Here is an 18,972-nt window from a genome sequence, read left to right on the forward strand (position 1 = left end):
ACAGATTTTCGATCAACGTAAGATTGATGTGGAACCTGTCTTTGGGCAGATAAAGGCTTATTTGGGTTACAAGAGATGTAACCTAAGAGGCAAGCGTCAGGTGAAAATTGACATGGGTTTAGTGCTCATGGCCAATAATCTCCTTAAATACAATAAGAGAACGGTTCGAATTTAAAAAGCTAGAGTTCCATAATTGGGAATCTCTAGCTTTTTTGTGACTGAGAACTATTTTGTCTCAGACTCAATGAAATATCGCCCAGCTTTCCTCTCAAAATTCTCAAACTTTTTGCATACAAATTACACATATGTGGGAAAATATTTTTTATTCTCAAGGAAGTAAATTCGCATGAGAATATGCTAATTTTGCTCTTAGAATCCTCAGCACACTTGGAGGGATGAGACGAGCATAAAGTCACATTTGAATGCCTCTGTAGAGTGTAACCTATTTATTTCTTTTTCGTATTTGAAAATACTATTAAAACTACTTCAAACTCCAGCCACCATCAATCTTGATAATTTCCCCCTGCATGGCTGCAGCCTTACCACTGGCTAGAAAGAGGCTGACATCAGCTACTTCCTGAGGATCCAGCCAGCGCTTGATAGGAGTTTCTTCGGCCACCCAGTCAGCGAGTCCGTCTGGCTCAAAATCTGCGGCAGTCATGGCTGTCTTAACAGCGCCTGGCGCCAAGCCAAAGACTTGGATATTTTTATCCGCATAGTCTAAAGCTATCTGCTTGGTCAAGCCGGCCAGAGCATGCTTAGAGGCTGTATAGGCAGCACCGCCTCCGCCAGCCAGAAAGCTAGCAATCGAGCACATGTTAATGATGATACCAGACTTTTTCTCCAGCATTTTCTGCAGGTAAAAGCGGGTGATTTTCATGGTCGCGGTCAGATTGAGCGCAAAAATCTGCTCCCAGTCCTCGTCACTGGTCTCGTGAAGGGGACGATAATCGTCCAAAATTCCAGCTGTATTACAGAGAATATCCACCTCAGGTAAACTAGTAAAGAGCGGTTTCAAATCACCTGTCAAATCCAACTTGACAAAACGCAGCTCATTGAGAAAGCCAGGATTTTCATCCTTGTCCACCCCGTAAACACGGTAGCCATTTTCCAAAAAGGTCAGAGTCTGAGCTCGGCCAATGCCAGAGCTAACTCCCGTCACCAGTACTGTCTTAGTCATTCACTTCCACCCAATCTGTCGCCAATACATCACAAGGAGTCGGACTCCACATGGAGAAGCCCTCCCCTTCGCCTGAGACATTGATGAGGAAATAAGGTGTCACTTCAAGAGCCACCCCATTCTGCTCAAGCGTGTCAAAGAGCTGAACATAGTTCTCCGCCCCACCCCAGCCTGTGCGCACATATTTTTTCTTGGCCTTAAGGCCTGGCAAAATTTCTTCAAATGTCATGGTTTTCTCCTTTATCGTCTATAAACCTTGATTTGATAAGGTTTGTGAACCTCTGAAATGAGGTGATTTTTAAATTTGTTCACCTTTTTGTGGACTTACAAGTCATTTATGGCTTTTTCGTAGTATGAAACAGCCTCTTTTTCTTTGTCCTTTGATAGGTGACTGTAGATGTCCATGGTCATAGCCAAGGTAGCATGGCCTAACCGGTATTGTAATTCTTTATAGCTGATACCAGCATTGAGCAATAAACTAGCGTGAGTATGGCGGAAGGCGTGAAAGGTAAAGCGGGGTATTCCAATTTCTTTGCAGCGCCGATCCAGGGAATCTTGCCTTGTGGCCATATTCTGATATTCCTTAGTCGGGATAGCAAATACTACAGACGGAGCACGCGCCCCATCTTCTACGAATAGTTGCCGCTGCCTATTTTTGTACAGCTTAAGCATATTGACTGTTTTCCGGTCAATACTAATCACTCTGACCCCTGCTATACTTTTAGGCGGGCCTACTAGATCCACCAGCCTATTATAATTCTTTGATATGCTGATGGTCGCATTCTCCAAGTCGATATCAGACCACTCCAGAGCCACTGCTTCCCCAAAGCGACAACCAGTCGCAAGCAGTAGGCTATACAGCACATAATCAAAATAATGACTGTATTTTTTAAATGCCAGCTTCTCCATATAGCCTAAAAGAGACTTCAAGTCCTCCGGAGCGATAAACTTGATTGCTTTACTCTCTCGCTTTGGCTTTCTGGGCAGGATAATATCCCTCGCTGGGTTGAATGGCAAGAGCTGCAGTGAAACGCCATATTTTAAGATACGGCTGTTTATCGAGTGAACCACACCAAAGTGAACCAAGCGACTTGATAAATCATTGATGAAACTCTGGATATAACTAGCGGCTAGCTTATCCAGTTTCATCTTTCCAAAAACTGGGATTAAGTGGCTATTCACCATTCTTTCTGTCGCTATGAAGGTTTGTGGTTTGACAGTCAGCCGGTAACTTTCCAGCCATAGGGCAGCCAATTCTTGATAACTCTTCACCCGCACAGTTTTATGAACCGTTGACCCGTTCGCTTTAAAGTCAAGCTGCGCGTGCTGGGCTTTGCTTTTGACCTCTTTTTTTGTCCGTCCGGTGATACTAGTCTTTACTTTCTTCCCCGTTACCTGATCCACTCCTAGATAGACACTTGCGCGGTACACGTTGCTACCGTCTTTCTTTTTGACTTCTGTTATTTTCATGATATACCTTTCCATCAGCAGGCAAGCTGTTATTAAAAAGATTTTAGATTGAATTCGGTTTGTATCATGCTAGGAGTCACGAGAACCCCTCTATTTTCGACTTTAATGAGTTGGATGGTCAAAATATACCAGAAAAGAAAACACGCGCTTAAACGGGCTTATATTGCGTTTTAAAACGTGGCATGTTTTGGGTGAATAATCTAGGTCAAAAAATGAGATTGTGAGGGTATGAGGCTATTTATCCGATAGGTGCTTGATTTGTCTTTCAAAGTCCGAGTTTATCTTTTGGGTTTTGTTAAACAGTTGATACTCTGCTTTTGCTTTATCTTTCGCAGCCTTGGAAGTGATCTTCCCATGACCTTCTAAAACATCGTATTCTTGGAAAGTCAAAAAGCGGTCAATGCTTTGGGCTAGTTGCTGCATTGTCTGAGCTTTTCGCTGTTCTATCTGCCTTTCCAGATAATCAAAATAGCTAGAGATTCCTCTTTCAAGGGAACGGATTTGTTTTTCGGTTAGGTAATTCTTTGCTATTTGGGTATCTGATTGCAATATACGACCGTCAGGGGAGTTTTTCCATGTAGTAAGCCCCATATTGTCCTTTGTATGATCTGCTTTCGTGTAGATGATTTCCGCAGCAGTCTGGCCAGTAATTGCATAATGGAACTTATTCTGTACATCAGCATAGAATTGCTTAGTCAACGTGCTTTGTGGGTCATAGTCGATAGAGATTTCAGCAAAAACATCTGTAATCTGCAACCATATACGGCGCTCACTAGCTCGGATAGAGCGCACGCGCTCCAAGAGCTCACGGAAATAGTCTTTTTCCAGAAGGTTCTCACCTTGTTTTAGACGATCATCATCCATAGCGAAGCCTTTTAGCATATATTCGCGCAAAACGGAAGTAGCCCACTGTCTGAAGCGCGTGGCTTTTTGAGAGTTGACCCGATAACCTACGGAGATAATAGCGTCAAGGTTGTAAAAATCAACTTGACGGACAACTTCACGGCTACCCTCTATTTGAACTGTTTCCATTTTGGAAATAGTTGCTTTTTCATCTAGTTCGCCTTCTTCAAAGATGTTTTTTAAGTGCTTACTGATTGCAGGAACACCGACATCAAAAAGTCTGGCCATTTCTTTCTGACTAGCCCAGATAGTTTCACCGCGGATAATTACGCTAGCTGTCTCGTTACCGTTATCCGAGGTATAGATTAAGAATTGTAATTCGTTCATGAGTTCCTTTCTAAAATTGGTAGTATCGTTTCCCAAGGCCAGCGGACTTGCTGAAGTCTATTTATACACCGAGAAACCGTCATGAGAACTGTTCTAAGCGCGTGATTTTGTCTTGGGTACAAATTCACTCGGAAAGTATTTCAAGCCGTAAAAACAAGGCCAGAGACGCTCCTAAGAGTCTCGTACGAATCGCTGCACCTTCCCAAAAACTAAAACTGGCTCATTCTCTCTTTTTCAGCATCTAGTGACTGCTGCAATAGGTCAGCCAGACCTTGGATATTTTGATTGGCTAAAAGCTCCATGTACTCTGCCCGATCATTCTTGCTGACAATGACTGGAGCGCCCAGGTACTTCATAGCCAAGTACATCAGGATTAGGCGGCCAGCTCGGCCATTACCATCACTAAAAGGGTGAATACGCTCTAGCTGGATATGAGTGTCGGCCAGTACTTCTAGTATCTCGCACTCACTCTTTGCCATATCCAGCCTATAGGCCGTATTATCCACCCATTGAGCCATTAAAAAAGGCGTTTCTTCTGGTGAAGCCGTCTTAAACTCAGCCCCTATGATGGCATTTTGAACCGTTTTAAAGCGCCCTCTATCGTGCTGTAGGCGGTCTGTCAATAGCGCGTGGAAATCTTGCACCAGACCCAAAGTCAAAGGGGCACGATTGGTCAAGCTATCCAGCAGCAAAGAAAAGGCCTGCTTGTGGTTCTCTATCTCGTAGAACTCTCTAATACTCTTGTGCTTCCCTGGCAGGGTGCTTTCCAAGATGATGCTGACCGTTTCAGGAAGAGATATGGTGTTCCCCTCAATCCCGCTGGAATGGTAGGCCATGCGAACCAAAATATCATCCAGGTAATCTTGTTTGTAGGTCATGCGGTTTCCTTTCTGTGGTTTAGTGTATTCGTTATTCAGAAGATTTGGTAGGCGTTGAACTCCGAGCGAACGCCGAGAAATCACGCGCAGAATATGAAAAAACATGAATTTTTGAAGACTCCAAAAGCTAGAAAAGCCAGTGTTTATAAGCCTTTCAACAGTTTTTAGTTAAATGGTTTCATGTTGGAACTTTCCAAATTCAGAATTCTGAAATCGGCACTTTCGGCAGCCCTAAAAGAGTAAAAGGTTGATATTTTGAAAGTACTAAAACAGATTTTGTCAGGTTCTGGAATATCAGAACATGACAAACCTTGAAAAAATATTTTGCGGGAGGTTTATTTTACTTCAATCAGCTTTTGATAAACTTTTTCAGTTAGGGCCGTTTGTTGGCTAGCTGTTAGATGGCGGGAGGTACGGATAACAGCAGTCCCGTAAACGTAGTGGGAACCTGGATTTAAAATCCCGTTGCCATCAAACGCTGATAAGTAGGTGTTACGCTTTTCAGCTTCTTCTTTGGTCTTATAGACTTCTACGTTACCGCCACTGTCTGTTCCTTTACCCACAATATCCGAGCCGTCCACTGCTTCCGTGACTTGACTATCAGCAAAATAGACTGAAGCGGTATAGCCGCCCTGCTTGTTCAAGCTTCCATTAGGATCATTAGCTTCCGTTACTGATTGAACGCCTGTAATTGTATCAATTTCTTTTAGCCGTGTTTCTACAAACTCGCTTGATGGGTTGGTGATCTGCTGAAGCTGGGTCACACTCTTTTTATAGCCGGCCATCTTGTCGGTCAATTCTTTCTGAGTATTTGAGTAGTCCACAGGCTGGGCTAGTTCTTCGGCCTGTTTCTCAATATCTGCCGTATCACTTCCCATTTTCGGAACTTTGCGAATCGCTTTTTTTGTATCGGCTACAGTTGTTTTCAACTCCTCTAAAGCGGCCGCTTCCAACGGTTCAGCGTTTTCTTTTACCAGCTTTTCGGCGTCTGACACCAGCTTTTCAATCTCCTTGTTTTCGTCGTCGAGTGCTGCCGCTGCTTTTTCAAATCTGCTTACGGCCTCTTGATGTGGAGCGTAAGAAAGAAAATAATATCCCGCCCCTGCTGATCCGATGGCGAGAGTTGCGACAGTTGCAATGAGGGCTTTTTTCATTGTGTTTTTTCTCCTTTGGTGTGTTTTATGCAGTTATGCGCGTGGGTATGCCTTACTGATAAATTGATGACAGCAAGTATTAACCCAGAGCATCTGAATGAGATAGTGATAGTTTTTTTATGCTATCTAAAACTCTATCTTCTAACTTCGTTAATTCTTTCGAGAGATCTGGAATTTTTTTAGGGTCCAAACCTTGGATAACGTATTTGTCATTGTTTTTGATGTTGTTATTTAATATTACTTGAGTTTCTTTAAAAGCTTGTGAAATGTTATACTTCAACCTGTCCAATACATAATAATTGACCTCCTTTACATTTAACCATTTTTCCCTTATCGCAATGCTATTTTGAGCAAAGTGATTTAAAAATTGCTCCTTGTCCTTGAAAGAGGTAGAAGGGTACTGTTTTTCAGGATTAAAATAAAGGTCATTCAACTCTGCCATAATAAAGCGGCTTAATAGATCGTTAACTCCCTCTTCTATAAGCTTCTTATAAAAACCTGCCAACTGCTCTCTAGCAATTTCATCTATATCATTGTGAATAAACCTAGGATCTAAGACTGATTTTTTTACATTTAGAAAATCAGCAAGTTTTTGAAGGTTGCCGGCAGTTGGCATTGACCTCCCCTTCACATATCCTGTCAAAGTACTTTTCGGAATATCAAGAGCATTATGTAAATCTACTTGTCTGATATTTCTTTCTCGCATAATTCTGTTAAGATTTTCAGAGAAAAACTCTCTATTTTTCACATCTTGAGGGCTATTTTTCGCCATGATATAAACCTCCATTACTTTCTAATTATATCATACTTTTTAAATCGGAGTACGAAAATAATAATATTTTTAAAGAAAATCGTTGACAAAGTACGAAAATAATAATACAATTAAATCACGCTAAGAGAAAGGAGCAAACCAATGGAACAAATTACACTTAAGGCGGCTCGTATTACAGCAGGCTATACTCTGCGAGAAGTTGCTAAAAAAGTCAACAGAAATTTTCAGACTATTTCAAAGTACGAAAAAAATTGTACAAAAATTCCAATTGACTTATTGCAGGAACTTACAGAACTATACAAGGTCCCAATGGATTTTATTTTTTTGGGAGAAAGTACGAAAAAAAACGTACCAAACTAGAAAGGAGCCCCAATGAACCTAGTCTACATGGACGGCAAGAAAGAGCCGTATACAACAAGCGAGATTATCGCTGAATGTGCTGGAGTACAGCACCACACTGTAACACGCCTACTAAGAAATCACAAAGAGCGATTTACGGCGTTTGGATTTTATGGATTTGAAATCCATAAATTAGACGGAAAAGGACGACCTAAAAAGGTCTATCGTTTAAATGAGCAACAAGCTACTCTACTAATCACTTACTTAGACAACACACCGCAAGTTGTTGAGTTCAAGACAAACCTTGTCAAAGCATTCTTTGAAATGCGGGACGAGCTAACTCAGTTTAAGCTGCAGCGTGCTTTAGAAAAGCCAAAGCGTAAGACTTTGCATGACAGCATTAAGAACTGGGAACAAAAACCAAAGCACGCGCATAGCACCATTACAAATCTTTTGCTAAAAGGCACTAGCGGCATGAATAAAAAGCAACTGATGGCAGCGCGTGGTGGTCTGACAGGTATCGATAGCCTGACTAGTGCCGAGCTTGTCAGATACCAAGCCTTGGAAGATATGGCTATCGCTATGATTAACTTGGGCATGACCTATCAGGATATTAAGTCCATGGTCTTCAGACCAAAAGAAAACGCACCTCAAGGCGCGTGAAAACAACAAAAAAGGCTTACCGAGACCAATCAGCAAAGCCTTTCACACTATCACTAAAACATAATAAACAAGCAGGCAAGCTGTTATTAAAAGGGTTTTAGTAAAGATTTATACCTAGATTATAGCATATCTAGGACACTTTGACCATACGGAGAGCGCCAACTCTTAAAACTGGAGAGAAAAAAGTATTAGGTGCTGGTATCGCCATTAGCAAAAGCTAAACCACCCTGAGAGAATCACACACAGCTAGACTATTATTTTGGCACAAACTTACACGACCATAGGGAAAACTGGTAAGTTTGGGGCGGTTATCCGCTGGGAATAGTCTAGGCTTGCAAAAAAACAGTATAAGAAACTATGCAAGAAATAAGTCTTTTTATCACGGAAAAGCATGCTCATTGGCATAGCAATTACACAGAAAAAATCAAAAAACAGAGGTAAAAAACATGGAACAATATTTTAAAGATTTTGAAGAACGGTTACGCATTGCAGAGGAAAAACTGGACATACTAAGTGAATGGCATTTAGCAAAAAAACACAAGGGGGCGACTGAAATCACTGAACAGTGCAGGTTTGCTATCACTGCCCTATGGCTTGAGTTTGACAAGCTAGCAGAGGCTTACAGAGAACAGGAAGCCGATCATGAGAATTTCTTAAATGCAAACGTGGATAACTTGCTGGGAGAGTTGAAGAAACATGATGAGTTTTTAGCCAAAAATTCCCTTAACTTAGGGCACCCTCGCCCCCACTGGCTTTTATTCAATTATCTTAATGCAGCGGTAAGAAGTTTCACAGACCCTGAAGAACTGGCGCCAGATGACACCGGCAATATTTGGCAATATCTGCGCGATTTGATTATAAAAGACTTAAAAGAAAAGGAACTACTCAAATGAGCGAACTACTAGGCGCAATTTTAACACTACTACTTTTCTTTCTAGCCGGCGTATGTGCTGAGCTGTTTCACTCCTGGGCTATTGCTTACAGACGCCGAGGATATATCACCAAACGGCAACTCAGAAAGATGGAAAAATGGCTTGAAACAATGGAGGGCAGAGGATGACAAATAAAACAAATGATATTCTAGTCGACTATGAAGGGTTTTGCGGACAGTTAAAGGACATTCTAGAGGTCTTAGAGTTAGCTAGTGCAGAGGAGGGGCAGAGAACTTTTCCCCTACTCCACACAGCTAACCACGCTCTAAAACAACTTATTTCAGAACATGACGCTCTAGCCGAGACATACCGGAAGGAGGGCAGCTATGACCGAACTTGAAGAAAGAATTCTAAGACTGATCCCCGTAGGGGCGGACGAGCCACGCGCAGGGCGGGATATTGCCAATGTACTAGGGCTGGAGATGAGAGCCTTACGAGATTATATTCTTCGGCTTATCGTTCGCTATGGTATTCCCATTGTGGCCAAACGTGGAGCAAGTAACGGCTACTATATCCCTGCTAATGATACCGAACGCCTAGCAGGTATCAGGGAGCTAAAGGCTCAGTATGACACAGAAGGAAGGCGTCTAGATGTGCTTATCAAAGCTGATCTAGAAAGCTACAAAGAACTGCTGAAGGGAGCTGATCAGAATGTTTAGTCTCAGCAAAGAAAGTGAATATGAGCTAACTCATGGCGTTCTGGAGCTTGTGGAGAATTATCTAGAAGCGCGTGAGAAGGTCAAACCACGCTTGACGGGGCTAATTTCAGCCCAGCAAGCCATGGACGAACTGGACATAAAATATAAGACACTGCAACGGTGGGAAAAGGCGGGTCTAAGACGATACAAGCCGCCGCTAGAGGACGCTAGAAAAGTATATTACAGGGTTAGCGAACTTCTAAAATTTTTGGGGGTGGAAAATGGCAAGGTATAACGTACACCCCGCACAAGGCGGCGGTAAATATCACGATATGAAAATTTATAAAGATAGGCAGCCTAAACCTCTTACACACGAGGAGCAAAAACGCTCAAAACGCCTGAAAAAGAAACGAAGAAAGGGTCGATAGGATGGCCATCTATGAAAGCCGAGGATTTGGATCACTGGTCCGGCCATATAAAGGCAAGCTAGAGCCATTTGAGTATGTCGCACAGTTTAAACCCATGGTAGTCCCAGAGGGTGCAGATATTGAGGAATACAAACGAACTGTAGCGCCCTACTGTCTAAGCGGTAAAGTGAGCCCAGAAAAAAATGGCAACTATCGCAGAAGTAATCAAAGTTTAGTATATCGGGATTTGATTTTCCTTGACTATGACGAGATACTGAGCACATCTGAGAGCTTCATAGAAGCTGTTTCTGGCGCTTTATTTGGCTACTCCTATATCTTATACCCCACCATCAAACACACCCCAAAAAGCCCCCGTTTTCGCCTTGTGGTGAAGCCTAGCAATGTGATGAATGAGGCAACCTATAAACAGGTAGTGAAGGAGATTGCTGACAAGATAGGGATCCCCTTTGACATGGCTAGTCTAACCTGGTCACAACTCCAAGGGCTACCAGTCACAACAGGCGACCCAGCAGACTATCAAAAAATTGTCGAGCACGGTCTAGATTATCCAGTACCACAGGGGAGTACTGAACCACTCAACAAAAAAACTACTACTGCTGCTCCTTACACCCCCAGAACAAACGGACAACGCTCTATCACTATGAGGGTCATAGACACCCTTTTCAATGGTTTTGGAGACGAGGGAGGGCGTAACGTGGCACTCACGCGCTTTGTAGGACTGCTCTTTAATAAGTGGGTGGATTGTGACATAGAAACAGCTTACGAATTGGCAAATATAGCTAACAGCGTGACGCCTGACCCGTTGCCTATCGAGGAGCTAGACCGTACTTTTACCAGTATAGCTAGAGCAGAATTTAGAAAGAGAGGGTAGAACAATCGAAAAAGAAGAATTGAAAAATCTAGAAAGCGAAATCTTAGATGCGCGTGAAACCGAGGATAAATATTTCAAAACATTCAAAGGTGTTAGAGGACAACTAATCAAAGAATGCCAGGAACTCAAGGAAGAGGCTTATCAAGCAGCCTATGATGAAGTTATAGCTGATAGCAAGCACCTTGAAAATGTAAAAGACGGAAGATTGACCATAGAGCAGCACGAGGAACTAGCTAGACAAAAAGGGCAAGAAGCGAGTAATAAAGCCCTACCTACTAAACCGCTAGGCGTGGCAATCATGCTGACAAAGCATATTCACTTTATCAGGATTAAACCAGAGGCACAAGGGCAAAAAGCCCCACTCTATTTCTATAACCCTGATTTTGGCATCTGGGTAGAAGATAACGAATTTTTACAGGATCTTATCTCTATAATCTTCCCAAATGCTACTGAGAAACAAGCCTTTGACACATTGTATAAAATTGCTAGACAGAGCCAAATGAAAGAGATTCAAAGTGGCTATACTGTTATCGGTAAGCAACTTTACAATGCCAAATCAGGCATATTTGAAGATATTACACCAGCTATAACGGTCACACGAAAGATAAGAACGAGCTACAACCCTAACGCAAAAGAACCAATCATAAAAGGTTGGAAACCGACAACATGGCTTCTAGAATTATTTGACGGTGATACGGAACTTTATAACCTCGCTATCCAGATCATAAAAGCCAGTATCACGGGGCAATCTTTGCAAAAGATCTTTTGGCTATTTGGTGAGGGAGGCACCGGAAAAGGCACTTTCCAGCAGTTGCTGATCAACTTGGTGGGGATGGAAAATGTGGCCAGCTTGAAAATTACAGGCTTAACTAAAAGTCAATTCTCAACCTCTATCCTATTGGGGAAATCCCTAGTTATCGGTGATGATGTGCAGAAAGACGCTGTTATAAAAGACACATCAGATATGTTCAGCTTAGCGACAGGCGACATCATGACCATTGAAGATAAAGGAAAGCGACCATATAGCATACGCCTGAATATGACGGTAGTACAATCTTCTAATGGCTTACCAAGAATGAACGGGGATAAGTCGGCTATTGATCGACGATTTAGAATTTTACCTTTTACCAAAGTATTCAAAGACAAGCCTAATAAAGCCATAAAAGAAGATTATATCAACCGAAAGGAAGTCCTGGAGTATTTGGTTAAGTTGGCGATTGAAACACCGATTACTGATATTAACCCTATGAAGTCTATTGAAATCTTGGAAGAACACCACAAAGATATGAACCCTGTTATTGATTTTATTTCCAAGTTTTTTACTGATGATCTAAACAGTGAATTTATCCCTAACAGCTTTGTTTATCATGTTTGGAAGTGTTTCTTGGAGTACTATGATATAAAACAATCTAGGTCAGAAATGGGCTTACACCGAGAAATTAAGAGTAATCTTCCTGAAGGTTTTACAGTTGGCCAGAAAACTATCCCAGCGGGTCAACAGATTCATAAAGGTTTTTATCCTAAAGAAGATTTACCGTCTTTTGCCAGTCTTAATTATTTCAATGGCAGAGAAACCCCAGAAAGACAGAAAAAACCAAAAAATGAACGAGGTTACTACAACAATAGGCTAAAAGTTAAGAAAAAACGTTGAAATTTTATACACTTTATACACTAGCTTATTTTTTTAACACACTTAGAAACACTGTATTATCAATGGTTTTAGACACTTCCCACACTTTATACACTTTTTTTGAAATTTCCCTATAAGAGTATTATAGAAAGCTCCCCTATTATTTGTTTATATATATTTAATTTTTAGTGTATAAAGTGTCTAAAGTGTATAAAATAAGACTTTATCCCTTGATATGACTGGGTTTTAAATTTATACACTTCCAAAACTAAGTGTATAAAAAACAAAAGAAGCGTCTAAAAAATGGAGGAAAGAAATGAAAATCAAGATATTTTATCGACAACAGAAGCAAAGCCTGCAGGAATTCGAAGCTCAAATCAATAACTTTATGGCAAGTGTTGAAGTTGTGGATGTAAAATGCACTGAAGCAACTGAGGGTGACTATGAGAATTTGAGTGCAACATTGGGGCTACTGGTCCTATATAAAGAATAAGGAGGAAGCCTATGACAGAACCAACATACTTTGAACAAGCAGATCAGGAACTGGAGGAACTCAATCGCAAACGTGACGATTTTATGACCGATACAACACCGGTAGAACTTGCAGATACGCTTAAACTGATTGAACTAGGTGAGAAGCTCCGGACAGAAGACACCAGCATAAATGCCTATGAGTTATACAGACACCCTGAAGCGCGTGCAAAGTTATTCGCCCAAATCGCGGAAGCCTGCTTCTTGCTGATTGCAGATAGTTCACCAGTACCAGTGCAGCCAACACAAGCCCAGCGGATCCATTTTTGCGAGTACCTGGAAGGGCAGTTTCAGAATATCATTAAGAAGTTAGTCGCAAGCACAGACAAGCAAGCCCTGGAGTCTTTACTTGAAGCCCTGCAACTGCCCAAAGAAAAACAGGCTCAGTTTGTCCGTGATGTGGTAGTAAGCGGCTTACTCAGTGAAGAATAGCAGCAAAGGGGGATTGCCTCTTTTTGTGGCTTAATTGCTACTTATCCAAATAGATTTGGGTTTTTCTGTATATAGGTATTTTGGAGCAGATGGAAACTATAAAATCAATAGCCATAGAAACATTTATAAAGCCTATGAAAATCAATAATATCTCTCATGGTATAGCTAAATTAGACAGCAAAAAACTAGAAATAGACTTAGATAATTTATGGATCACCCTTGACAAAGACTACTTTGATTTAGATAGAATACCAGGGACTAAGGGAGGCTATCGCTACTTCTTTCTATGCCCTATCTGCAGCAAGCGGTGCAGAATACTCTTTAAGCGACATATACTTTATGGTTGCGGATCATGCCAGAAAATACACAAGTCAACCCTAAACCGCAGTAAGACAGATTGCCAATACTATTGGGAGAGAGCACTGAGAGAGGCTAGAAAGGTAGAGCCGGGCTGGAGTCCTAAACGTGGCGGATATATGTTTGACGCTTTTCCTGAACGACCTAAGTATATGAAACGCGCCAGGTATTATAAGCACTACCAAAAATTCCTGAACTATACTAGAAAAGGTGACAGTCTTTGGATGAATGGTTTGGGTAGATTGAGGTAGCTTCTCGGCCACTAAGCGGAATAGCTAAAGCTCTAAAAAATACCAGTTTTTGGGTTATGCTGCGCGTGCTTGAACCTCGAGCGAAGCCCAAGAAAGTGGGGTAATTTATCAAGCAGATAAGCGGAGTTTTTACCCCTCTTATTTCGGATTTCTCCTTGCAGAATGATAGGCAGATAAGGACGACAATAAGCCTTCTTAATTGCTTACAAAACGATAGGGAGTTAAGACGAATTTAAAAGATCCTTATTTTCGTTTTTCTCCTTGTCAAACGATAAGGAAATAAGAGAGGCAATAACGTCGCTTATTTTGAGTTTGCTTCCTGAAAAACTGCAAGGAGATAAGGAGAAGTTTTAGCTTCCTTAATTTGAATTTTCTCCCTGCAGAATGACAAGCAGATAAGAACTAAAATAACTCCCCTTATTTCCTTACAAAATGGCAGGGAGATAAGAGAAGTTTAAAAGTCTGTTATTTTGGATTTGTTGCTTACAAAACGACAAGCAGATAAGCTAAGAAATAACTTGCCTTAATTGCTTGCAGAATGACAAGGAAATAAGAGTGATAAAAACTTTTCTTAATTGCTTATCAAACTGTAAGCAGATAGGGGGGTATCCTCCTACCCACGCACCCCTAAGAGCTTCACACCGTCATTATACATTTTTTCTCACGGCGAACCGATCAAGTCATATAGCACTTGAACCTCGAACGAAGCAAGAGCGAACCATGAGAAAACGCAAAAAAAGCCAAGGCGCTCCGCCTTAGCTTGATCGATTCATGCTTCAAAGATGAAGTTATAGAGTTGAACAACCTTCTGAAAGCTCGGTGTGTCCATGGTGGTGATTTTTTGCGCCTGACGTTCTCGAAAGTCGAAGGTATAAAGCTGGAGCGGATTCACTGAGCCGTCTACCTCAGAGGACAGGACAGGAACCAGCAAGCCTAGCTTTTCTAGTTTCTTCTGGCCATGCGTGACAGGGCAGACAGCAACGAAGCCAGTGCGTTCTGAGTATTCTTTACGAGATACCACCACGGCAGGGCGGCGCTTCTGTATCTCACGCCCGACAGATGGATCAAAGTCTATCCAGATGATATCCTGCTTTTCTGGGATATAGTTAGATTTCACTGTCAAGTAGTTTCACCCCTTCAAAGTCATTTTCCATACGGAGATCAGCCACTTCAGAGAATGGATCTGCAATCTTTGGAGCTAGGACGATCACATTATCAGCGCCCTTGTAAACGACCATTTCTTGACCTTCCGGGACATCTAGCGCCTTGGGAATGGTCACAGTCAGAGAATTCCCAACTTTACGGGTTTTTACTGTATTCATTTCTTTTCTCCTTTGTTTGTATATATCAAGTATATACCTGAAAAGAGAGAAAAGCAAGCAAAAAGCCAGCCTTGCGACTGACTCCTTGGTATAGATTTGATAGATTTATTATACCACAAGAGGAGGCCAAAGCGTGACACCAGAGCAAGTAAAAGCAAAGTTAGAAGGTATTAGATGGTTAGATAAAGAGATTCAGAGTTTGCAGTTAGAACTTCAATATCTAGAACAAGGTCTATTTAAAAAATCAACTCTGACACAAACCAAAGTCCAGACTAGCAGAGCCAACAATACAGAGAATGAACTTGTCTATGTTTTGAAGTTGAAAGAAGATATACAAGACAGACTCTCCAATCTAATCAATGAACATTTAGAAACTTCTAAACTCATTGACAAGCTGAGCGATCCTCTTGAAAGGTCAGTATTGCGGATGTTCTATGTCAATCACTTGGAAATATGGAATATCGAAGACAAGATAGAAAAGTCAAAAACTACAATTTACAGGATAAAGAGTTCAGGAATAAAGAATCTTGCTAAGCTTACGAGTGATGGAGCTTCTAAACTTACTTAGCAAAGCAGCTTCTTCCGCTGCTTACCTTTTTGCCAAATGCTCCAGGCTATCACGTATACTGTTCAAAGTTCGGAAACTACCCCCTATTTTTTTGAACGGGGCTATATTGTTTCGGTTTAAAAGGACGCGGCCTTTTCCGTGCGAAAAATTCCCTTTTTGAAACTTTAAAGCCATAATATAAACATGATAAGACCAACCTTTCAAGCTAGTCTAACAGCTACAATACTACCCCTTTCTGCTTCAGAGTTGATTCATAAGGTGCGTTACCCCCCGCCCCTATGTGGTGGATAAGAGAGCCGCAACAAACTCTCGTCTTACATCACGCGCCATTTTTTCAAATTTTTAGGTAGGGGGGGTAGAACCTCAAAAACATTGATAATACAAGATTTTTAGTCTCGTTATACATAAAAGCGCTCCTGTTTTAGGACTTGTTTCACCGCTAATATCGCCTTTTAGTTGAATACGTGTAGTACGTATGATATAATTATCTTGTCAGGAGGTAAAAGCGCTATGCCTATGACACAAAAAGAAATGGTTAAGTTACTGACTGCCCACGGTTGGATAAAGACCAAAGGCGGCAAGGGGTCGCACGTTAAGCTTGAAAAAGCTGGAGAGCGACCTATAACCATTCCCCACGGTGAGATTAACAAATACACCGAAAGGGGTATCAAAAAGCAAGCAGGGCTGTTATAGTGACAGCCTACCGCTTGTTTTCTTTTGGAGGTAAACTATGCTTGTCACTTATCCAGCTTTATTTTATTATGACGATACAGACGGAACGAATGTCCCTTATTTTGTTACTTTCCCTGATTTTGAACATTCAGCAACTCAAGGCGAGAACATGGCAGACGCTATGGCAATGGCTAGCGATTGGTTAGGTATTAACCTAGCGGACTATATCGAGAATGGGCGAGATATTCCCACTCCTAGCCCTATTAACACCTTATCTTTAGCTGATAATAATCCTTTTCGCGATGATGAGGGTATAACACTGACTTATGACCCCAGCAAATCCTTTGTCTCAATGGTTATGGTTGACGTCGCCGAGTATCTAGGCAGCCAAGAGCCTGTAAAGAAAACACTCACTATCCCACGTTGGGCAGATAATCTAGGGCGTGAATTAGGTTTGAACTTCTCACAGACACTAACAGACGCTATTGCTGATAAAAAAATCCATGCTTAATAATTAACTATGATATAATTGACTTATAAACAGAGCTTTTCCATCTCCCCTTGAAACAGACTTTTCTGCGGTAGGAGGTGGGACGGTTCTGTTTTTACCATAAAGGAGTATTTAACATGGCAAAAGTTAAAGAAAAATGGAATCCAACAATAACACACATTGTCCCTAAAGGCACTAAACTAGCAGATGGTACAATATTAGACAAAGAAACCACCTTAACACAAGAAGAATTTGCTAAAAATCCCCCTGTTATTCCGAAAGGACACTCTTTTTATAAGATTTGGGATAGAATTCTCAGAGAAAAGACAGAAAAAGACGAACTATAAAAATACAGTAGGCTTGCGCGTGATAATCGCGTGAATCAGTATTGTTGACGTTAACATAATTGATAACCACGCGCTTTTTAGCCTTTATTTTTCGATTGGTAACGTGATATAATATAGTCACAACCGAAGGCTTGCATAGTCTAGACAATTAAGAAGAGTCATAGCCCACAAGGCCAAGCGCTCCTTTTTTGATATAATGTAACTATCAACAATCAGAAACTAAAGTATGGAAAAGTATGTACATATTTCGTCAGAAAACAAAAAAAGCACCTTGTGGGGGTGCTAGTTTCTTGCCTGCTGAACTCATCAAATTTCACGCCCTTTTTGAGGGCTTTTTTGTTCACCTTTTTGTGGACTCCTGAAGAATATCAAAGATGAACTAATATTGGTATTCTTGCTATAAACCGCTATAAATCACTGTAAAGCGACACTAAAGAATATCTAAAATCATGGTTTTTCTAAATTTCTTCAAATGTCATGGTTTTCTCCTTTTATCACTTTCAATTTATTCATCAAGGCTACCTTGGCATCATTTTCACCGCTGTAAGTCATCCCTATTTTCTTTAAAAACACCTTTTGAAATACCTTGAAATGTCCATCTATGATTCCAAGCAAGTCTCTCTTGAGGAAAAGATTCCGTTTTATTTGCTCAACGAGGTAAATTTTCTGCAATTCGCTTACAAATTTCTTCTATGATACTTTTAGGTGCTGCAACATTCAGCCGCGCATGATTTTTTCCTTCTTTTCCAAAGTCCGTCCCTCGGTTAAGGACTACTTTTGCTTTCTGGCGCAAAATCTGAAATAACTCTTCATCCGTCAAGTTATAAGCTGAAAAATCCAGCCAAATCAGGTAAGTTCCTTGTGGCTTCATAACCTTGAGGCTAGGAGCATGCTGACTAAAGTAAGCGACTACAAAATCAATGTTATCCTCCAGAACAGCTTTGAGTTCAGTCAACCAAGGCTTGCCATAGCGATAAGCAGCTTCCGTAGCTAAAAACCCTAGACTAGATACTTCATGATGATTATTGGCCAGCTGACGTTGCTGAAATTTCTTTCTCAACTTTGGATTTTCAACAACAACGTAGGAATTTTTTGTACCAGCAATATTGAAAGTCTTAGTTGCGCTGCTCAAAATCAGTGTAAAATCTTTGAAATCAGGCGAAACTGTGTTAAAAGAACAGTGTTTATTGCCAAAAAAGGTCAAGTCTTGATGGATTTCATCAGAAACTAAAATCACCCCGTGCTGCTGACAGAGTCGGCCAATTTTTTCTAGTATCTCTTTTTCCCAAACACGGCCACCAGGATTGTGAGGATTGCAAAACACATATACTTTAACATCGTGTTCCGCCAAATCCTTTTCTAACTGCTCAAAATCAATCTGGTATAAGCCGTCCTCTTCTATCAAAGAATTCGTAATCAGTTTACGATTATTGAGCTCAATACTGCGAGCAAAGGGAGGATATACCGGAGTATTAATCAACACCGCATCTCCTTCCTGAGTAAAAGCCTGAATGGCTATGGAGATAGCTGGAACTACCCCTTCAATAAAGACAAGCGCATCTTTTTCAAAAACGTAGCCATGCTCTTCTTTTTCCCAGTCCAATACAGACTGAATCAAGCTATCACTAGCATAGGTATAACCATAGACTAACTGTTCTGCATAATCATGAACTGTCTGCCTTACTTCGGGCAGGACTTCAAAGTCCATATCAGCTATCCAGGCAGCCAAAACCTCTCGGTCATTTTCTGCCTCTTTCCACTTATAAGTATGTTGCCCCAATCGATTCGGTGCTGTTTCAAAATTATAATTTCCCATA

General features: G+C 41.2%; 26 protein-coding genes. 16 read left to right on the plus strand and 10 right to left on the minus strand.

The window, feature by feature from the left end; translation table 11 throughout:
• The first annotated feature begins 22 nt into the window (after positions 1-22).
• Positions 23-175, plus strand: coding sequence for a transposase (locus FZ952_RS09970; protein WP_410468297.1), 153 nt, complete (start codon positions 23-25; stop codon positions 173-175).
• Between the two features lie 306 nt (positions 176-481).
• Here FZ952_RS09970 and FZ952_RS09975 read toward each other — a convergent pair whose 3' ends face one another.
• From FZ952_RS09975 to FZ952_RS11840, 7 genes are all read right to left on the minus strand, one after another.
• Positions 482-1,180: a 3-oxoacyl-ACP reductase gene (locus FZ952_RS09975; protein ID WP_148881560.1), complete on the minus strand. Its 699-nt coding sequence runs from the start codon at positions 1,178-1,180 to the stop codon at positions 482-484.
• Positions 1,173-1,409, minus strand: coding sequence for a DUF2829 domain-containing protein (locus FZ952_RS09980; RefSeq protein WP_062198882.1), 237 nt, complete (start codon positions 1,407-1,409; stop codon positions 1,173-1,175). Before FZ952_RS09980 ends, FZ952_RS09975 begins: the two co-directional genes overlap by 8 nt.
• A 95-nt stretch (positions 1,410-1,504) precedes the next feature.
• Entirely contained in the window at positions 1,505-2,650 is a 1,146-nt protein-coding gene (locus FZ952_RS09985) for a tyrosine-type recombinase/integrase (RefSeq protein WP_148881561.1), read from the minus strand.
• Between the two features lie 234 nt (positions 2,651-2,884).
• Positions 2,885-3,880: a virulence RhuM family protein gene (locus FZ952_RS09990; RefSeq protein WP_148881562.1), complete on the minus strand. Its 996-nt coding sequence runs from the start codon at positions 3,878-3,880 to the stop codon at positions 2,885-2,887.
• A gap of 209 nt (positions 3,881-4,089) precedes the next feature.
• Positions 4,090-4,758, minus strand: coding sequence for a Fic family protein (locus FZ952_RS09995; protein ID WP_148881582.1), 669 nt, complete (start codon positions 4,756-4,758; stop codon positions 4,090-4,092).
• Between the two features lie 335 nt (positions 4,759-5,093).
• Positions 5,094-5,912, minus strand: a complete 819-nt coding sequence (locus FZ952_RS10000) for an EbhA (RefSeq protein WP_148881563.1) — start codon at positions 5,910-5,912, stop codon at positions 5,094-5,096.
• 79 nt (positions 5,913-5,991) lie between these two features.
• Positions 5,992-6,684 (minus strand): helix-turn-helix domain-containing protein, encoded by a 693-nt coding sequence (locus FZ952_RS11840; protein ID WP_262366359.1) that lies wholly within the window; start codon positions 6,682-6,684, stop codon positions 5,992-5,994.
• A gap of 141 nt (positions 6,685-6,825) precedes the next feature.
• Here FZ952_RS11840 and FZ952_RS10010 point away from each other — a divergent pair, with 141 nt between their 5' ends.
• The 11 genes from FZ952_RS10010 to FZ952_RS11845 all read left to right on the plus strand — a co-directional run bounded on the left by FZ952_RS10010 (position 6,826) and on the right by FZ952_RS11845 (position 13,756).
• On the plus strand, positions 6,826-7,044 hold the full coding sequence (locus FZ952_RS10010; RefSeq protein WP_148881564.1) for a helix-turn-helix domain-containing protein: 219 nt from the start codon (positions 6,826-6,828) through the stop codon (positions 7,042-7,044).
• A gap of 12 nt (positions 7,045-7,056) precedes the next feature.
• Positions 7,057-7,686: a Rha family transcriptional regulator gene (locus tag FZ952_RS10015; RefSeq protein WP_148881565.1), complete on the plus strand. Its 630-nt coding sequence runs from the start codon at positions 7,057-7,059 to the stop codon at positions 7,684-7,686.
• A gap of 446 nt (positions 7,687-8,132) precedes the next feature.
• On the plus strand, positions 8,133-8,579 hold the full coding sequence (locus tag FZ952_RS10020; protein WP_148881566.1) for a hypothetical protein: 447 nt from the start codon (positions 8,133-8,135) through the stop codon (positions 8,577-8,579).
• A gap of 163 nt (positions 8,580-8,742) precedes the next feature.
• Entirely contained in the window at positions 8,743-8,958 is a 216-nt protein-coding gene (locus FZ952_RS10025; RefSeq protein WP_148881567.1) for a hypothetical protein, read from the plus strand.
• Positions 8,945-9,277 (plus strand): DNA-binding protein, encoded by a 333-nt coding sequence (locus FZ952_RS10030; protein ID WP_148881568.1) that lies wholly within the window; start codon positions 8,945-8,947, stop codon positions 9,275-9,277. The genes FZ952_RS10025 and FZ952_RS10030 overlap by 14 nt, the downstream gene beginning before the upstream one ends.
• Positions 9,270-9,551, plus strand: coding sequence for a hypothetical protein (locus FZ952_RS10035; protein ID WP_048766548.1), 282 nt, complete (start codon positions 9,270-9,272; stop codon positions 9,549-9,551). Before FZ952_RS10030 ends, FZ952_RS10035 begins: the two co-directional genes overlap by 8 nt.
• A 134-nt stretch (positions 9,552-9,685) precedes the next feature.
• A complete protein-coding gene (locus tag FZ952_RS10040; RefSeq protein ID WP_148881569.1) occupies positions 9,686-10,555 on the plus strand; it encodes a primase alpha helix C-terminal domain-containing protein in 870 nt (289 codons plus the stop codon).
• A gap of 19 nt (positions 10,556-10,574) precedes the next feature.
• Positions 10,575-12,206 carry a phage/plasmid primase, P4 family gene (locus FZ952_RS10045; protein WP_187423915.1) on the plus strand — a complete coding sequence of 544 codons (1,632 nt, stop codon included), beginning with the start codon at positions 10,575-10,577 and terminating at the stop codon, positions 12,204-12,206.
• A 295-nt stretch (positions 12,207-12,501) separates the two neighbouring features.
• Positions 12,502-12,678: a hypothetical protein gene (locus tag FZ952_RS11615; protein ID WP_187423916.1), complete on the plus strand. Its 177-nt coding sequence runs from the start codon at positions 12,502-12,504 to the stop codon at positions 12,676-12,678.
• A gap of 11 nt (positions 12,679-12,689) precedes the next feature.
• Positions 12,690-13,148, plus strand: coding sequence for a hypothetical protein (locus tag FZ952_RS10050; protein WP_148877934.1), 459 nt, complete (start codon positions 12,690-12,692; stop codon positions 13,146-13,148).
• 98 nt (positions 13,149-13,246) lie between these two features.
• Positions 13,247-13,756, plus strand: a complete 510-nt coding sequence (locus tag FZ952_RS11845; RefSeq protein ID WP_262366360.1) for a hypothetical protein — start codon at positions 13,247-13,249, stop codon at positions 13,754-13,756.
• Positions 13,757-14,525: 769 nt separating this feature from the next.
• On the opposite strand, the gene FZ952_RS10065 is transcribed toward FZ952_RS11845, so the two are convergent.
• Together FZ952_RS10065 and mazE are read right to left on the minus strand one after the other, a co-directional pair.
• On the minus strand, positions 14,526-14,879 hold the full coding sequence (locus FZ952_RS10065) for a type II toxin-antitoxin system PemK/MazF family toxin (protein ID WP_148877932.1): 354 nt from the start codon (positions 14,877-14,879) through the stop codon (positions 14,526-14,528).
• A complete protein-coding gene (mazE, locus tag FZ952_RS10070) occupies positions 14,863-15,078 on the minus strand; it encodes a type II toxin-antitoxin system PemI/MazE family antitoxin (protein ID WP_045498766.1) in 216 nt (71 codons plus the stop codon). The genes FZ952_RS10065 and mazE overlap by 17 nt, the downstream gene beginning before the upstream one ends.
• A 133-nt stretch (positions 15,079-15,211) precedes the next feature.
• Between mazE and FZ952_RS10075 the strand changes: the two genes are divergently transcribed.
• The 4 genes from FZ952_RS10075 (at position 15,212) to FZ952_RS10090 (ending at position 17,155) form a co-directional block, all read left to right on the plus strand.
• On the plus strand, positions 15,212-15,646 hold the full coding sequence (locus FZ952_RS10075; RefSeq protein ID WP_148881571.1) for a DUF1492 domain-containing protein: 435 nt from the start codon (positions 15,212-15,214) through the stop codon (positions 15,644-15,646).
• 510 nt (positions 15,647-16,156) lie between these two features.
• Positions 16,157-16,339, plus strand: a complete 183-nt coding sequence (locus FZ952_RS10080; protein WP_024402467.1) for a type II toxin-antitoxin system HicA family toxin — start codon at positions 16,157-16,159, stop codon at positions 16,337-16,339.
• 37 nt (positions 16,340-16,376) lie between these two features.
• A complete protein-coding gene (locus tag FZ952_RS10085; RefSeq protein ID WP_148881572.1) occupies positions 16,377-16,829 on the plus strand; it encodes a type II toxin-antitoxin system HicB family antitoxin in 453 nt (150 codons plus the stop codon).
• Positions 16,830-16,945: 116 nt separating this feature from the next.
• A complete protein-coding gene (locus FZ952_RS10090; protein WP_148881573.1) occupies positions 16,946-17,155 on the plus strand; it encodes a BOW99_gp33 family protein in 210 nt (69 codons plus the stop codon).
• Positions 17,156-17,804: 649 nt separating this feature from the next.
• Here FZ952_RS10090 and FZ952_RS10095 read toward each other — a convergent pair.
• Positions 17,805-18,971 carry a MalY/PatB family protein gene (locus FZ952_RS10095; RefSeq protein ID WP_148881574.1) on the minus strand — a complete coding sequence of 389 codons (1,167 nt, stop codon included), beginning with the start codon at positions 18,969-18,971 and terminating at the stop codon, positions 17,805-17,807.
• Between the last annotated feature and the right edge of the window lies 1 nt (position 18,972).

The sequence above is a fragment of the Streptococcus sp. Marseille-P7376 genome, assembly GCF_902460385.1.
Taxonomy (GTDB): domain Bacteria; phylum Bacillota; class Bacilli; order Lactobacillales; family Streptococcaceae; genus Streptococcus; species Streptococcus sinensis.

What these genes read in the sequence shown, in the direction of transcription:
- FZ952_RS11840 (WP_262366359.1), bottom strand. Translation starts at nt 6,684, where the DNA reads ATGGCGAAAAATAGCCCTCAAGATGTGAAAAATAGAGAGTTTTTCTCT.
- FZ952_RS10015 (WP_148881565.1), top strand. Translation starts at nt 7,057, where the DNA reads ATGAACCTAGTCTACATGGACGGCAAGAAAGAGCCGTATACAACAAGC.
- FZ952_RS09975 (WP_148881560.1), bottom strand. Translation starts at nt 1,180, where the DNA reads ATGACTAAGACAGTACTGGTGACGGGAGTTAGCTCTGGCATTGGCCGA.
- FZ952_RS10050 (WP_148877934.1), top strand. Translation starts at nt 12,690, where the DNA reads ATGACAGAACCAACATACTTTGAACAAGCAGATCAGGAACTGGAGGAA.
- FZ952_RS09990 (WP_148881562.1), bottom strand. Translation starts at nt 3,880, where the DNA reads ATGAACGAATTACAATTCTTAATCTATACCTCGGATAACGGTAACGAG.
- FZ952_RS10080 (WP_024402467.1), top strand. Translation starts at nt 16,157, where the DNA reads ATGCCTATGACACAAAAAGAAATGGTTAAGTTACTGACTGCCCACGGT.
- FZ952_RS10030 (WP_148881568.1), top strand. Translation starts at nt 8,945, where the DNA reads ATGACCGAACTTGAAGAAAGAATTCTAAGACTGATCCCCGTAGGGGCG.
- FZ952_RS10035 (WP_048766548.1), top strand. Translation starts at nt 9,270, where the DNA reads ATGTTTAGTCTCAGCAAAGAAAGTGAATATGAGCTAACTCATGGCGTT.
- FZ952_RS10010 (WP_148881564.1), top strand. Translation starts at nt 6,826, where the DNA reads ATGGAACAAATTACACTTAAGGCGGCTCGTATTACAGCAGGCTATACT.
- FZ952_RS11615 (WP_187423916.1), top strand. Translation starts at nt 12,502, where the DNA reads ATGAAAATCAAGATATTTTATCGACAACAGAAGCAAAGCCTGCAGGAA.
- FZ952_RS09995 (WP_148881582.1), bottom strand. Translation starts at nt 4,758, where the DNA reads ATGACCTACAAACAAGATTACCTGGATGATATTTTGGTTCGCATGGCC.
- FZ952_RS09980 (WP_062198882.1), bottom strand. Translation starts at nt 1,409, where the DNA reads ATGACATTTGAAGAAATTTTGCCAGGCCTTAAGGCCAAGAAAAAATAT.
- FZ952_RS10025 (WP_148881567.1), top strand. Translation starts at nt 8,743, where the DNA reads ATGACAAATAAAACAAATGATATTCTAGTCGACTATGAAGGGTTTTGC.
- FZ952_RS10090 (WP_148881573.1), top strand. Translation starts at nt 16,946, where the DNA reads ATGGCAAAAGTTAAAGAAAAATGGAATCCAACAATAACACACATTGTC.
- FZ952_RS10095 (WP_148881574.1), bottom strand. Translation starts at nt 18,971, where the DNA reads ATGGGAAATTATAATTTTGAAACAGCACCGAATCGATTGGGGCAACAT.
- FZ952_RS10000 (WP_148881563.1), bottom strand. Translation starts at nt 5,912, where the DNA reads ATGAAAAAAGCCCTCATTGCAACTGTCGCAACTCTCGCCATCGGATCA.
- FZ952_RS10085 (WP_148881572.1), top strand. Translation starts at nt 16,377, where the DNA reads ATGCTTGTCACTTATCCAGCTTTATTTTATTATGACGATACAGACGGA.
- mazE (WP_045498766.1), bottom strand. Translation starts at nt 15,078, where the DNA reads ATGAATACAGTAAAAACCCGTAAAGTTGGGAATTCTCTGACTGTGACC.
- FZ952_RS09985 (WP_148881561.1), bottom strand. Translation starts at nt 2,650, where the DNA reads ATGAAAATAACAGAAGTCAAAAAGAAAGACGGTAGCAACGTGTACCGC.
- FZ952_RS10020 (WP_148881566.1), top strand. Translation starts at nt 8,133, where the DNA reads ATGGAACAATATTTTAAAGATTTTGAAGAACGGTTACGCATTGCAGAG.
- FZ952_RS10040 (WP_148881569.1), top strand. Translation starts at nt 9,686, where the DNA reads ATGGCCATCTATGAAAGCCGAGGATTTGGATCACTGGTCCGGCCATAT.